General features: G+C 55.9%; 13 protein-coding genes. 6 read left to right on the top strand and 7 right to left on the bottom strand.

Annotated elements, in window-relative coordinates; genetic code table 11:
* The 3 genes from FXB38_RS43485 to FXB38_RS30685 all read left to right on the top strand — a co-directional run.
* Positions 1-721 (top strand): hypothetical protein (locus tag FXB38_RS43485; protein ID WP_210250959.1); only part of this gene is annotated, 721 nt, incomplete at its 5' end.
* A gap of 2 nt (positions 722-723) precedes the next feature.
* A complete protein-coding gene (locus tag FXB38_RS30690; RefSeq protein WP_148754724.1) occupies positions 724-1,074 on the top strand; it encodes a hypothetical protein in 351 nt (116 codons plus the stop codon).
* Between the two features lie 203 nt (positions 1,075-1,277).
* A complete protein-coding gene (locus FXB38_RS30685; RefSeq protein WP_148754723.1) occupies positions 1,278-3,485 on the top strand; it encodes a hypothetical protein in 2,208 nt (735 codons plus the stop codon).
* Positions 3,486-3,796: 311 nt separating this feature from the next.
* Here the strand turns inward: FXB38_RS30685 and FXB38_RS30680 are convergent, their stop codons facing one another.
* The 3 genes from FXB38_RS30680 to FXB38_RS30665 all read right to left on the bottom strand — a co-directional run bounded on the left by FXB38_RS30680 (position 3,797) and on the right by FXB38_RS30665 (position 5,680).
* Positions 3,797-4,291 (bottom strand): hypothetical protein, encoded by a 495-nt coding sequence (locus FXB38_RS30680; RefSeq protein WP_148754722.1) that lies wholly within the window; start codon positions 4,289-4,291, stop codon positions 3,797-3,799.
* A gap of 577 nt (positions 4,292-4,868) precedes the next feature.
* A complete protein-coding gene (locus FXB38_RS30670; protein ID WP_148754721.1) occupies positions 4,869-5,237 on the bottom strand; it encodes a hypothetical protein in 369 nt (122 codons plus the stop codon).
* A gap of 251 nt (positions 5,238-5,488) precedes the next feature.
* Positions 5,489-5,680 (bottom strand): hypothetical protein, encoded by a 192-nt coding sequence (locus tag FXB38_RS30665; RefSeq protein ID WP_148754720.1) that lies wholly within the window; start codon positions 5,678-5,680, stop codon positions 5,489-5,491.
* A gap of 1,050 nt (positions 5,681-6,730) precedes the next feature.
* On the opposite strand from FXB38_RS30665, the gene FXB38_RS30655 reads away from it, so the two are divergent.
* Both FXB38_RS30655 and FXB38_RS30650 read left to right on the top strand, forming a co-directional pair.
* Positions 6,731-7,165, top strand: coding sequence for a DUF6641 family protein (locus FXB38_RS30655; RefSeq protein WP_246230254.1), 435 nt, complete (start codon positions 6,731-6,733; stop codon positions 7,163-7,165).
* Between the two features lie 424 nt (positions 7,166-7,589).
* Entirely contained in the window at positions 7,590-8,834 is a 1,245-nt protein-coding gene (locus tag FXB38_RS30650) for a DNA methyltransferase (RefSeq protein WP_148754718.1), read from the top strand.
* Here the strand turns inward: FXB38_RS30650 and FXB38_RS30645 are convergent.
* The 3 genes from FXB38_RS30645 to FXB38_RS30635 all read right to left on the bottom strand — a co-directional run bounded on the left by FXB38_RS30645 (position 8,782) and on the right by FXB38_RS30635 (position 12,367).
* A complete protein-coding gene (locus FXB38_RS30645; RefSeq protein WP_148754717.1) occupies positions 8,782-11,073 on the bottom strand; it encodes a hypothetical protein in 2,292 nt (763 codons plus the stop codon). The genes FXB38_RS30650 and FXB38_RS30645 overlap by 53 nt on opposite strands.
* A gap of 28 nt (positions 11,074-11,101) precedes the next feature.
* Positions 11,102-11,362, bottom strand: coding sequence for a hypothetical protein (locus FXB38_RS30640; protein WP_148754716.1), 261 nt, complete (start codon positions 11,360-11,362; stop codon positions 11,102-11,104).
* A gap of 633 nt (positions 11,363-11,995) precedes the next feature.
* Positions 11,996-12,367 carry a phospholipid-binding protein gene (locus FXB38_RS30635; protein WP_148754715.1) on the bottom strand — a complete coding sequence of 124 codons (372 nt, stop codon included), beginning with the start codon at positions 12,365-12,367 and terminating at the stop codon, positions 11,996-11,998.
* Between the two features lie 89 nt (positions 12,368-12,456).
* On the opposite strand from FXB38_RS30635, the gene FXB38_RS30630 reads away from it, so the two are divergent.
* Positions 12,457-13,194 (top strand): hypothetical protein, encoded by a 738-nt coding sequence (locus tag FXB38_RS30630; RefSeq protein ID WP_148754714.1) that lies wholly within the window; start codon positions 12,457-12,459, stop codon positions 13,192-13,194.
* Between the two features lie 201 nt (positions 13,195-13,395).
* On the opposite strand, the gene FXB38_RS30625 is transcribed toward FXB38_RS30630, so the two are convergent.
* Positions 13,396-13,830 (bottom strand): YybH family protein, encoded by a 435-nt coding sequence (locus FXB38_RS30625; protein WP_148754713.1) that lies wholly within the window; start codon positions 13,828-13,830, stop codon positions 13,396-13,398.
* Positions 13,831-14,343 lie beyond the last annotated feature (513 nt).

The following is a 14,343-nucleotide window of genomic DNA, read 5'->3' as shown; positions in this document are numbered from 1 at the left end:
TGATCTCGGACAGACTCTAAGCAATGCGGCCGTAACTAAAGATCTACGGCTTCCGTTCCCTCATCTGCAGGATAACAGCAAAAATAAATCCGTTGATTTTTCGCGACCCTTCCGCATACAGTTGCGACATCTCAAGGGCGGAAAACAATCGCCCGAGAGCCAACCAATTGACACGGCCAAGGACCCCCTTGGCCGTTTTTTTTTACCGAAAATTCCGCGAGTCGCGACGACTCGCGGAACGAGAACCTGTGGATCGAAGGAAATGTACGTGAATCAATGCAACGATGACCAGCTCTATGTGGAGGGTGACCAGGCCAAGGAGTTCATCAAACTAAAGATCAACGAATTTTTTGAGTTGAATACCTTAGGGCCAGCTGGAGTCTTGCAGCAAGCTGACATCATTTATCATGCGTGGAAAAAGTTGAAGCCGCCCGAATTGAGGTCACTTGCTCATCGCCTCGCATACCGACACGAACACCTGAGCTTTGCTGTGTTGTACGAGATTGGAAAGAGGCATGCGCGAGCGGAGGCGGCTCTGTTGCGCCCGAGCGCTTCGGCACAGCTCTATGTTTATTCTCAGCCGTCGGAGATGTTTGACCGCTTCTTGGCTAAGGCCTCGCAGCACGACGACATGGACGCCGGCGCCTTGCGTTCGGCACTCGACCAATCCAGGCAGCACGGCTCCTCGCCTGCGACCTCCACTCAGGTCACGGGAGACTAGTCATGGGAATGGACGTGTATGGAAGAAGCCCTAAGAGCCCAGAAGGGGAGTACTTCCGCAACAATCTTTGGTGGTGGCGGCCACTGGCGCAATACATCTGCGAGGTTGCGCCCGAAATCGCGAAGAATTGCGAGTACTGGCAGAGTAACCAGGGGGACGGACTCAATGACGAGGACTCACTCGCGCTCGCCTGCGTTTTGCAGAAGCAAATCGACTCCGGTCAGACTGCGGCATGGGTCGAGCACCACGACAGCGCCCAGGAAGATCCAGAGTGGAGTTACTTCGCTTCCGTCGACAACGTACAGAACTTCGTAGTCTTCCTACGTGAGTGCGGCGGCTTTGCAATCTGCTGAGGTTCCGCAGCGGCAGGCGAGTATGGCATCGCCTGCCGCTGCTATGAAGTGAACGACAACATCAGAGCGGTGGCTACGAGGTCGAGCGGCGCACAATGGGACGAAGAATAACGTTCGCTTCAGCTCCATGCGGAGCAGGTAAGACGTTTCAGCTTGTTAGACGGGCCGATCAGCTCGTGCATCAAGGGCGAAGCGTGCTTCTGTTGCAACCGACCAAGTTACTGATCGAGAACACGAGGGTTCACGAATTTGGATGCCTGCCTGATCCTACCCCCGTCAAGGTGTTTCATGGTGATACCGTCGGCGCGAACGTAGCTTATCAACTCGCGGAGTATTTGGCCGATCCAGAGGATCGGCCGCACGTGGTCATGGCGACTCATCAGGCGCTACCGCGCATACCCTTTCTGTCGAATGCCCGGAACTGGGATCTCCTGATTGACGAGGTACCTCAGGTTGACCGCGAACAGGCGCATATCGTGCCTAGCACCCATCCGTTTCTCACAGACCACATCCAAGTTGCACAACATGACGGGGTCTATGGTCGGGTTATACTTTCCGCGCTTGAGGAACTCAAAACTCTCGCACGGAATCCTGATGAAGATGAGCTGTTGGAGGGATTCCGCGAGACGGCCAACATTCTGACCACCAAGCACTGGCGATCGTTCGTTCAGGTTGAGCAGTACTACAAGCTGTTAGCCGGCAAAGCGAAATTGCTGAACATTCATTCGGTCCTGATGCCTTCGCTCGTGAATGACTTCGCGAGCGTCCTGATCGCGGGTGCGAACTTCGAGGACACGGGTCTTTTTGCGCTCTGGAGCAAGATGGGCGTCAGGTTCAAGCCCGATGCCGGGATTGTTGAAGGCCTGCGCTATCAGCAGCACGGCAATGGTAACCTGGCAACCATCCACTATGCGTCCGATCGTAACTGGTCGCGACATCTGCGGGAGCAACAGACGGATGGCAAGCCGAACCTGGAACGGTTGAGAGACGCTGCCAAGCTCGTTTTCGATGGGCGAGACTTCCTTTGGCAGGCGAACAAGTCCGTCCCGGACAACTTCTTCAAGGGGGTCGGCCAACGGCTGCCGAACAATCCGCTCGGGTTAAACGAGTTCGACGCCGTCCACGACATGGTGTTCCTGTCAGCTCTCAATCCATCTCCCGCCCATGCGAGGTTTCTCCAGTCCCGGGGCCTGACTCCCACCGAAATTGAGCGGCAGGGGTATTGCGGAGTCGCCTATCAGGCTGTCATGCGCACATCGCTCCGTGACGCAGCCGACGAGAACCTGAAGCACATCATCGTTCCCGACGAGCGGCTCGCTCAGTACTTGGCCGACATGCTGCCCGGCGCCACGCTGAAGAAATTGGACACTGGGATTGCCGACGAAGAAAACAAAGGCGGCCGGCCCCGGGTTCATCAAGACAACGCCGAGAAAATGCGGCGCCGAAGAACGAAAGAGGCAGAAAAGCGAGCTGAGCTGTTGGCCGAGGTCTTTACGCCCCAAAAGCCGCAGGATTCATTAGAACCCGGTTGCAGTCCTTCAGATTCAACGATGTGCCGTAACGAAAGTTCTATTAGCTTATATAGAGGTTCCGTGTCCCAGGATCAGCATTTCTGGGCCACGATCTTCAGCCACATCAAATCCACGACGCCCGAGGCCTATCTATCCTGCGCGAGCGGAGAGCACTTCGCAGAAGCGATGGCGGCAGCTCAGAGTCGTCACGTCGCGTCCAAGGAATCAAACCGGCTGTTCTCGCCAGCCATTTTCGACCCGGGTAGAAGCTCAGCTAGCAATCGCGGGCGAGGCAATATCCTCTACCTCCAGAATATCGTGCTCGACTTTGAGAACGGCGATCTGCGCCCAACGGACATTCCTGACCTCTTTCCCGACCTGCAGCTCATCGTGACCAATAGCTACGGCCACACGAGCGACGCACCACGTTTTCGAGTGATCGTGCTGACAGGCGCGAAGGTCGGGCCTTCTGCTTACGAAGCGTTGTGGGATGCAGTGGCGGACAAGCTGCGCGAAGCTGGCTATATCAAGTCACCAAGGCCAACGTCGAGGCTTAAGCGGTCGGGGCTCGACCATTCAAAGCGGGCGGCGACCAGCCTGTTTTACCTGCCAGCTCAGGCAGCAAGCGGCTCCGATAGCTTTTTCAATTTCTATGATGACCATCATCGTCGTCCCCTTGATCCCGAACAATGGCTTCGAAACGTTCGACTCGAAATGCCTCCCGAACTGGGAACGGACGGCCAGAGTGTGGCTGGAGCAAGCGAGGGCACAATCGCGGCAGCTATTAAAAGGTGGCGGGAAGCGTCGCCGGGTCAAGGTAATGTGGCCACCCGTAATATGGAAGTCTTCTTTGTCTCGCCCGTTGACGACGAATCTGCTTCGGCTGCATCGGTGATATAGCGAGTAGCGAACGTCGATCAGTTCTTCAAAGCTCGATGGAGCGTTTCTGCTCAGCCACAGTAAGATATCGGTGTCGGGCGGATAGGTTTTCCGTTTTGCTCGTGAGTAGTGTCTCGGTGCGGCGGGGAGCTTGGTGTCTTCAAATTCGTCGAAGCAGTCGGCTAGTGTTGTTGTTGTGCGCATTCATAAAGTCTCCATTGTGAGGCGGCGGAACGCCATCTCCAGAGACTATTTATGGGTCGATTTAACTTGAGCTCGTTGCTACTCCGGCTCTCGGCGCTAGTCGAAAGCTGTATGTTTTGTCCGGCCCCTCAATTCACTTTGAAAAAGGTTTGTCCTAGTCGCTCCTTCAGCGTCTCCAGCAACGACATTCTTGTATCAGGCGCCGTACCTTGCACGCCCGCGGGCACAATATTCAACGGCTGGGCTGGTCGATGGCTAATGACTCTTTTGGCAGGTTCACGTTTTGCGATATGCTTCGTCTTCGAGACCTCGCCAACTGACCTTGGAGCTGCTGGGATCGGGCTAACATCGAGTTCAGCAGATGCGCTCTGCGGTGACCGATTAGTAGATTCGCTGCTTATTGATGGATCGGCACTGACGCTCGGGGGCGCCAGAATAGTCGGCAAACTGGTGTCGATGACTACCCGTTCAGGTAACGGCTCGAGTGAAGTGATCCTGATCGCCGGTCGCTCTGTGTCACCTTGAATCGGTTCTGCTGCCGGTTGTGGTAAACACCAGTCGATTCCGACCAGCAATAGAACGAGAGCACTGCCGACAAATCCGAAGTATCTGATCAAAGGCATGGGCCACCTCCGCTTTGAAGGCGACCTTGAGACCGAGACTGTTAGCAGAAAGCTAAGGGTAGATTAAAACGGAGGACAGGGTTATCACGTATGCTGCGTTGCAGAAGTGACTATCTCGCCAGCGTCCGTGACTTCGATGCTGCATCGTAAATCTCAATCTTCAGCATCGGATACTTGGCCAGCAACTCGGTGGCCCTTTCCGTGCGGCGGTCTCATCAGCAAATTCGGTCTTTACTTGCCCATCGACCACGATCGCATAAGCGAGGGCCGGTGCGAGTCCAGCACGCTGTATTTGGCGAGGTTGCGGACTTTCGACGTGAAGCTTTGGTTTGTTCATTCTTGGTTTATCCAGCTGGAGAACGCCCTTGCTGCTGAGGCTCTCGCAATTCGCCGAACTGGATGCTTGGGGTTTCCCAACCGGCGTAAGCACAGAACACAAGCACAAAGATCCGAAGCGCAATCGACATGCCGCCCACCCTTTCTTGTTTGCGACAACGGTACACGCAAGCCCTTACGAGCAGCTTAGGAGAAACGGTTTGCGCAAGGTTACGTGGGGAGCGAGCAACGGAACGGCGCATCAGTGCGTCTTCGGCTGCTCCGATTCAGCATTCATAAATGAATTCGCTATTGTGACCAAATGCACAGCCGCAGTCCCCAGCTGTTCCATTTCTTTATCATCTGTGTAGACGGTCGCAGCACGGCGGTATGCAATTGCGACCGTTGCGTAGGCATCCGTGATCAGTACAGCTGAGTGATCGTGCTCATCCTTTGCTTCCCGAACACGGAATTTTACAACTTTCATGGCCGCCTCTGCAGCCAACTCAGCAAGCTTCACATTTTCCAAGCTCGGATCAGAAACTCCGGGTTGACACGCAGCAGCCGCCCCGGCGATCACCTGATAGTACTGCTGCTTTTGCAATTCACTCGACGTTAGATAGCTCTGCAAGAGGCGACGAGCTCTCGTCTCCAGGTATCTCCGATCGTCACGGATCTTTCGGTGATGGGAGTTGGACCAGCTGAACATCGTTCGCCTGTACTCATGCACGCTGATGCAACCAAAGCGCAAGCGAGCGATAAAGTTCCACTCGCACAGACTGGGCGATCGCTTGGCGAAAGGGCCCGGACCAATCGATGAGGGGCGGTTTCCAGCTTGCGGCTAGGCCTCTCTCTGGTGCCGAACGTAATCAGAAGGAAGGCCTACCGCTGATGGCCGAGCCCGATCCCGAGCTTCAGTGCCTTCTGTCGCAACGAACCTACTGATCTCTTCGTCAGCTTAGAGATCTTGGCGACAGGCGTTCTCGCTTTCGAGTGAGCTCGCAGTTCCTTTACATCGGTCTTGGTATATTCCCGTCTCACCGTCTTCTTCGACTTCTTCGACTTCTTGGCCATTACGTTCTCCATTTCGATGGCCTTCTATCATACCAGTTTCGTTGAGCAACATGAGTTATCTACTCGGTTCAAAACGAAGTCGGCGGAAAAGTAATCAGTTGCCCACAGTACAGTTTCTGCTCGACTGTTTCGCCTCTCGCACCGTCTAAATAATGCTTCGTAGCTCTCTCCAGGAAAGAACTCGGTGGCGCCCACCGAGACGGTGACCTGCCCCACGTGCTCGCCCGCGGCACGTTTTGTCAATCGGGCATAACTGAGGTCGAGACTGCATCTGATGCGCAAAAATGCATCAAAGTGGCTCCTAATACCGATTTACCGGATCTTTCCTGTTCGCCGACTAATGTGGGGGGTGAGGGTCTGAGGCTATGAAACGAACACGTGAATTCATGATCAGCGAGCAACTCGCAGGCGAGATCTGGGATGCTGCTGGCCCTTTCGACTCCTTTGAAGCGGCGTCGCAATACTTGGTTGGAGCACCGCCAGGGGAATTTCTAATCACCTCCTGCTTCACGTCTGCTGGGACGAGACTCTGGCTCATCGTCACGTCCCCGGCAGATATTGAAATCGCCTAACGACGGTCCGCAATAATTCGATTGCCGTGCTGATGACGTGAGCAGGCTCTATGCACGAGGGCTGCTGCTCAGCGAGCTCCCTTAAGCGTGCAGGAGGTGCTGCACGTAGTCGTCGTACCGTGGTCGCACCTGATGCATGCCTGCACGCATTGCTGAAGCACCTTGGCGTTGTAGTTTGAGAAAAGCTGCCCCTCGCACTTGTTGGTTGAGCCGGTGACCTCGGCCTGCGAGCAGCTCCCAAGCAGCGAGGCGAGGAAAGCAACTAGTACAAAATTGTGCAGCACCGCAAAAATCCCCGTGAGAATCAAAAGCAATGAACAGCGGTCGATTCTACCAAACTAGCAATCCGGTCCAAAGAGCCGTGCGTCAATATACCGGGGCCGACAGAGCGGCTGATCGGGCCTTTTATGCTCGACCGTCTGATCGAAGGCGCTATGTCGGACTGGCTTTATGTCCATCCAACAACCAGGAGCCCACGATGTCCACCTCTATCCTCAAGTCTCTTACATTCGTCCCGCAGCCGAAGGTCAGCTCCGACCCATTGATTATCAAGCGAGAACGCATGGTGTCACGCTTGGAGGATCAGAAGAAGCTGCTCGCCGACCCCTCGTACCAGCGGCGCATCAAGCGCTGGGAGAAGAAAGAAGGCGGCGAGAAGGTGCTCGTCGAACGACCTCTCCGCACGAACAAGTGGTGGCAGCAGGACCAGAGCGGCAGCGTCGTTATGACCGTGAAGGTAGGGTCGAAGCGCATCGAGTTCGAGAAGGGCAAGGCAGCCATCTCGGTCGGGTCCATCGAAAAGCTGCCGGCAGTGATCGATGCGCTGATCAAGGCCGTGAGAGCTGGTGAGCTCGATGCTCAGCTGAGTGAGGGTAAGGGGCCTAGGGCGATTCCTGCAAGAAAGGTCGTCTAAATTTTCGGATTTGGGCTACAGAAGTCCGCAGGACTCTGCCCGCTCAAGCAAGAGTGCGTCCTGCGGATTGCGTTTACAGCAGCGCTAAGTCAAATGCAGATCGGTGTTGGTCACGGCAGACCTTATGGCGCGCTCTCGCAGAGGAAGCGGACCCTGTGTGGCGTTGCCGGCGGTTCAAGGCTGTGAAGGCCGTTGGTACTGGGAAGCTGGCGTTCTACCATTGAACTACGCCCGCAATCGCCCGTTTAGACGCGGCCGCAGTATAGACCAAAGGAAGACGCTGTTCGCAACCGATTAATAGCGCTTCCTTCGACTCCTGCGCTGTGCGATTCTTCAGGGAAACACCCGTCTCTGTTGGCAAAATCCAGTCGCTTCCTCGATCTATCAACCGACTGTTAACCACGCGTGGCCTTTATAGTTACTCATGTATGAATGCGTTGACGATCTCACCGAAGAGACGCAGGCGGCGCTCGTCGCAGCTGCCCGAGACGGCTCGCCCGTCCGGGGGCTGACGCACGGCTTTTACAAATACCCCGCCCGCTTTTCCCCTGTCTTCGCCAGCGCGGCCATCAAGGCCTTCACCCAACCCGGTGACTTGGTGCTCGACCCCCATGTCGGCGGCGGCACCACTCTTGTGGAAGCCCTGGCCTGCGGACGTGAGGCGGTCGGCGTGGACATCAGCTCGCTCGCCGAGTTCATCACCAACGTCAAATGCACGGTCTATTCCGAGGCCGAGCTTGAAACCCTTGAAGCGTGGTCCAGGAAGATCGGCGCCGCCGTGGACATCCACAGGCCGTCAACGCCCCTGACCGATTACGAACAGCTCGGGTACTACAAGCACCTCGACCATCCCTCGCGTTGGCGGTTCCGAAAAGCTATCGAGCAATCCATTGCCGCAGCCATCAAGCTCGGTACACCACGCCTGGAAGCGTTCGGTCGGTGCGTGGTGCTGCGGAGCGCTCAATGGGCTCTCGACGGCCGCAGCAAACGGGCAACAATCGACGGCTTCCGGCGGACCCTCGAAGAAACCGCCGACGATATGGTCAACGGCGCCCGCAATCTGCGGCGCTCAGTGAGAAATTACGGTCGGCAGCAGTCGGTGACCATTCTGCGCAGAAGCGCTATCGGCCTCCACGAGGAGCCGACGTTGACTGACATGCGCGCTCCTCGTCTGGTTGTCACGTCTCCTCCGTATCCAGGTGTCCACGTCCTCTATCACCGTTGGCAAGTTGACGGCCGGAAGGAAGCGCCGCTGCCGTTTATGATCGCCAACAAATTGGATGGTGCTGGCCTCAGTTACTACACGATGGGTGACCGGAAATATCCCGGCCTCAAAACGTACTTCGACAACATCACCGGCTCCATGTCGTCGGTAGCGGCACTCGCCGACCACGATACGGTAGTGGTGCAAATGGTCGCGTTCTCCTCCCCTGACTGGCAGCTTCCACGCTACCTCGAAGCGATGGAAGCCTCAGGCCTCGCTGAAATGCGCCTGCCGGTATTGAAAGGTGATCGTGATGGCCGCTTGTGGCGGAGCGTCCCCGGCCGCCGATGGTACAGTGCGCAGCGCGGCACCACTCCCGGCAGCCAGGAAGTCGTCTTGTTTCACCGCAAGGTCAGGCAGCCTTCGGCAGCTTCTGCGGCAGTGTCAGACAGAGCGGCACGATAACGCGCGCCACGCCTGCGCAGTGCTCCTGAATATTCTTCCGGCACTGCTCCTCGTTGGTCTTCCATTCCGGGGTCTGCTTGGCATTCTCCAACAGTCCCATCGCGATCAGCGCCAGACCATACTTGAACACAAACTCTACGGCCGGGACTTCTTCCGGCTTCTTCAGGTTCTTCGCCTGCTCCAAGAGCTTGGATTCCTTGTTTACCGCAAGCTGAAGGCGGTTGGTGTTCGGCACCTTCTCAATCGTCAGCGGCAGCCCTTCGGGACCGTTCATCACCTCGATGACATCAGGGCGGCTCGGAGATTCCTGGGCATGCTGCGGCTCTTTCGGCGGTTTGGGCTCCGTCTTCTCGCGGGGAGGCGCAATGGTTGCGGTCACAACAAGCTTGAACGGCCCGTGTCCGGCATCGTCGGCAACCTCAATCTGCGTCATCAATGCCGTGCCGACTACAGCCTTCTTCGGCGCGTGGAAGGTGAACGTGAGCCGCCCGTTGAAGAGGTGGAATGTCGGCTCCAACTGACCGACAAATTTCACCTTACCTGCATGCTTCGGCCGGGAGAAATAATTATTCACAACGTCCGTGTTAAACGAAACGCGGGCGTCGTCGTCCTGAGGCAAGCTGATCTTGACGTTGACCATGCCGTCGGCACGTTTGAAGTAGGTGGGAAACTCCTTCCCCACATAGTCCTCTTTGGGGTCGCCGACCACTTTGTCTCCGGGGTTCTGCTTGACCGTCGCAGCCGCCACCTTTCCCGGCATCATGCTATGGAAGAGGTCCGCAAGCGACGGATCGTTCGCCAGCAATTCTTCAAGGGCACTGATGCCGAGGTCGTCTGATGTCGCGTTCTTGATCTTCTCCTCGTACCGCTGCTTGTTGAGCGCCTTCAGACCCTCGTGGTTTTTCAGCTCTCGTTGCAGCTTCTTGAAGAGATCCTTCAGAAGGTCGTCGTCGCGGAATGTCTCGCGGTTGGCCATGAAAATGGCGTTGCGTGAGGTCTGGTTGAGGCTCGTACAGTCGAGCGTCACCAACATGCTGCCGGCGATATGTTCGAGATCGACCGCGTTGGTCTTGAAGAACTGCGTGTCGCGCTTGGCGTGAGACTGGCCATTGATGAGCGCCCGCAATCCCGTCTGCGGCGCGTCGGCGTCGGGGTCGTCCTTGTCCAGGATTTTGAACACCCGCACCTCGGCCGGGACGGTTTCTCCGGTGAAGAGCTTGATCTGAATGCTCGCGCCGTCCTCGAAACCGGGCTCAATATTCTTGCGGTTCCACTTTGCAAGCCGGTTCCAAATCGTGGTCTGCATTACGTTCGCCTTGTACCCCTCGCGGCATTCGATCAGGCGAAGCGGCAACACAGGCTTCAACAGGTAGTCTTCCAGCTTGCGGAAAAGCTCGCCGCAGATATTCGAGCGCGGTGCCTTGAAGTTGTACATTTTGATCAGCGTCCCACCGGGGACTTTGCGCTCGCGCGGCGGGCACAGCTCGCCGGATTTCGCGGCCAACTTCGGCACCAATGCCATGGGCTCGGCACCGGCCGTCATGATATTGCCGTCCGCCCCGACCAAGTACTTCCACGATGGTTTTGACTTGTGGGGAAAGAAACAGAAGATCGTGAAAGCCCATTCATGCGGCTTCGAGCACATATCGTCCGGCACGCGGGAGACGATGAGCTGCATTTTGCGATTGTCGCCGCAAAAAGGGAGCACGCCTGTGCCTCCCATGTTGAAGCGGCCCTGCGTGAACTCCACAGCCCCTTTATAGGCGCCCTCGGCACTGCCGAAGATCAGGGAGCAGAACGTCTTGGGGAAGTCCTCGGCCAACTGGCCCTCGCCCGCGTCGTAGAGCGAGATCGACGGCGACGCCTTGGTGCCCGTCGCGTACAGGATCATTGATTCCTCGGCGAGCTTGCGGACATCCACCTTGTCGTCGGTCAGGTCGCCATAAAACTTATCGACGGCGTCGATCATGTTCTGGGGCGCTTTGGAGCCACGGGGATCGATACCGGCCGCCCGGACCTTCCGCATCAGGATAGCGTCGATAGCGTTGGTCACCTTCTCCACCAGCGCGGCCGCCGCAGTGGTCTGTTGATTGTGAACGATCGACTGGTTGTTTGGCATGTCCCCGAGGAAGCGCCAGCGCTTCTCGTCGTTCAATAGGCCCTTTTTAGTGAGAATTTCCAAGGCGGCTTCCTCAGTCTCGGCCGCCAGAAACTCATCCAAAAGCTGCTTGTCCTGCACTGTACCCTCCCCCTAACCCCTTGATGAATTAATCCAATTTGAAATCGACGGACTCTCTGCCGCCCGACGAAGTCATGCGCATTTTCAACGCTTCGACTTCCCTATTGAGCGCCCGGACGATCTTTTGAACGTCCGAATCGTCAAACTGGTAGGCGTTCTTGTTGCCCAATTTGCCGATTATACGGATTGCCTTGATGGCGTTAACAGTCCGACTTTCGGCCAACTCAACGAATTTTTCGCGCTTTCCTTCCTTTACCAAAGCAGATTTCTTGTCAGGTTTTTCGAGCATTTTAGCCCCCTATTGGTGTCGTATATTGTGGCTCCAGAAATCGGATATAATTTCCTCTAAATTACACAATATAAAGAGTCCAGAAGAATCTGCTCTGCGCAACAAAGATTTGTGCCGCTAGAACGCAAAAAGCCCGGCGATGGACCGGGCTGATGCGGGTGGGACGTTTAGAGGGCGGCAAAGAAGCTTTCAATATTCTTGTCGTGGGCGAGGTGGTCGATAAATCGATGCCGGTACGACCTCCAAGGGTCGTTATTCTCTTCGCTATCACCGTGCAGCGGAAACGTGTTGTAGAACGTAATTTTCTCTCACCCCGTGCCTTTCCGAGCGCTTGCCAGAAGACGGGCTGCATGAAGATTTTGGATAGCCATGGGTAGCCATGAGCAAACCTCTACCGCGCTTGTTTCTATCCGGCAGCAAGATCGTTGCGCACTGAGAAGGGCCACGCAAACGTCATTCTCGCATTGAGCCATCTTCGTGGGGAACTGTTTATGACGTACCGATTGTGGGGCGGATATAGACCCGTTCACCGGATCAGTATTTCGAGAGGCGCAATCGGATAGCCAAGGAAAAGGACGGACCGAACTCCACTATCCTGGGAGCGGCCGCAAAAATCGGCCAAAGGTTGGCAGCCTACTTCTTCTCGGGGAATTCCCTCGTGAATGTCGCTGATCCCAAGTTCGAATTACCAGGGCCGAAAGCGGTGACAGTGATCTGATAAGAATGGCTGCCGCTCGGTGGGCTTGGTGGCGAGTAGTTATTCAGAGACCCACAAGCTACCGTCGATTGCCCCTTGTACTGCACCGTTCCGCCACCGTGATTGTAGTTCGGCACCTGAAGATCAACCATGTGGAACTGTAGCGTTGTCGTTCCCTTCGGCACGCCGTTCAACGAGAACACTGGAGAGCCTAGCCCGCACCAGCGAAAGCTCATGGAGAACGCCGATGCCTGTGCCGTGCTCAGCACCAGTAAAGCTGGTATCAAAAATGCCGATTGAAAGCGCATCAATACCCCCCGTTAACATGCGGCCATCAGAATTGATTCGGCACACCAGATCAATCGAAAGCGGCCAGCCTGCACGGGGAGAGCATTCTTTGGACAAGGCCAAAGCACTACTTGAATTAGTAGCCAAGCGACGAAGGGAAACACACACGCAATACCATCATTTTCACAGCTTCGATGGAGGCATCTGGGATTTCGACTATGTCGTCCCTTGGACTAAATCCGCCTGCAATCTGAATGCACGATTGATGATAATCGGCCAAGACTGGGCATCCGAGGAATTTCTACGAAGTCCGAAGAACAATAAACCTGATCGCATTGCCGCTCGCAAGGCAACTGGTCAGGACGAAAAGTTGCGCACCAACAGGCGATTGAAGGAGTTGCTGGAAAAGCATTTCAGTCTGAGCTTCAGCGAAACCTACGCCACCGATGTCTTTGTTTTCATCAAGCCTGGTGACATGGGCACAAACATTCCCAAGCCCGACATGCTGTACTGCGCATGCAAGTACACCTTTCCTCAGATCGATCAGGTTCAGCCTGTGATGGCGATTTGCCTTGGAGCTGCCACCTTCAACTCACTCCGAGAAGCGCTGAAGTACCCGGCAATGCCGTTCAAAGAGGCGTGCGAGCCATCGCCGCACACAGTCTACAGCAGAACTCGAACCGAGATCTTTGGAGTTCCGCACACTGGCTTTAGGGGAGAGAGTAATGCAGGGGGCATGGAGAACGTCGATCGAATATGGGCAAGACTGGCTGAACATTTTTCGAACAAGCATAGTTCGACCCCATCCACCTTGGTCCAACCTCCACCTGATCACCCTTGCGGGTGATACTCGTAACGCTCGTGGCCGCCGGTCGTGATTCCTTGTTTCATGGAGCGCAGGATAATCTGGTTCAGGTTGCAGTCCATCAAAGTCAGCGATGCACCGTAACGAAACCTCTATAAGCTTATATAGAAGTTTAGTGTCCCTGGATCAGCATTCCTGCGACTTCCGAGGTGCAAGCGAGCGCAGCCGCTTGGCGAAGCCCCGTCACTGCCCAGGAGCAGCTATGGTAACGGTCTCTTCCATGATCTTTGCCATGCCACCGTCACGCACGACGATAGCGGTATAGTAGCCGTGTAGCGGTTGATCGCCGAGCTTGGCTTGCCACTCGCCCGCATTGAAGACGAAGTTGCCGAAAGACCGGGATACGTTGCGCTCTACCGAGTAATCATGCAGGTCGAGGTTGACGACATCCTGCAGGTTGCGACGGATTGCTTCTCGTCCGACAAACATCCCGCTCGGCGTCACTCTGATGGCATCCTCAGTGAACGCAGCCGCCATGGCATCGACGTCTTTGCGATTGTAGGCTTCGGCGAAATTCTTCTGCAGGTCGGCATATTGATCATCGGTGGCCTGCTGAGCGACAGCGCCACCGCACCCGACCATCATCAGGAATGCGGCAAGTACGATCGTACGCACCATCGCAGCCAGCCTTCGTTGATGGCGACAGCTTACTTCACCGCATCAACCCGCAGTATCTCGTCAATGCGAGCCTGGCAGTACTCTTCATACAGTGCGTTGATGATGATCCACATGACACGAGGTCCCCTCTCGACCCGATGAAGGCTAGAACCGTTCTGTTTCGGGATCGCTTCATGGCAGCAGCCAAATGGTTTCGAGCTGATCGGCCTTCGCGCATCCTGCGGTGCACCAATTTCGCGGAGAAAGCCCGGTCGCTATCAAAGCGCCAAGGCGCTAAAATTACCCCAGCAGCCCAAGACGAGCCCCGACGATGCGCTCGCTGTAGCTGGGCGCTGTGAAGTACTGGGGCCAACCCGAAACGCATCAGAGACTCGGAGAACATTGGGACGCTTCAGCAGCCGACGATACACAGGAGAAAAGGCAGGCCGTTTGACAAAAGATTGACAGGGCAATTTTCAGACTTGCAAGTTGCTCAAAAGATTCCGCAATTTTACTTCCACTACAAGTACAAGC

Origin of the sequence: Bradyrhizobium cytisi (assembly GCF_008123515.1) — a bacterium.
GTDB lineage: Bacteria > Pseudomonadota > Alphaproteobacteria > Rhizobiales > Xanthobacteraceae > Bradyrhizobium > Bradyrhizobium cytisi.
The sequence above is the reverse complement of the archived record's forward strand: the minus strand, read 5'-3'. Positions and strand labels throughout refer to the sequence as shown.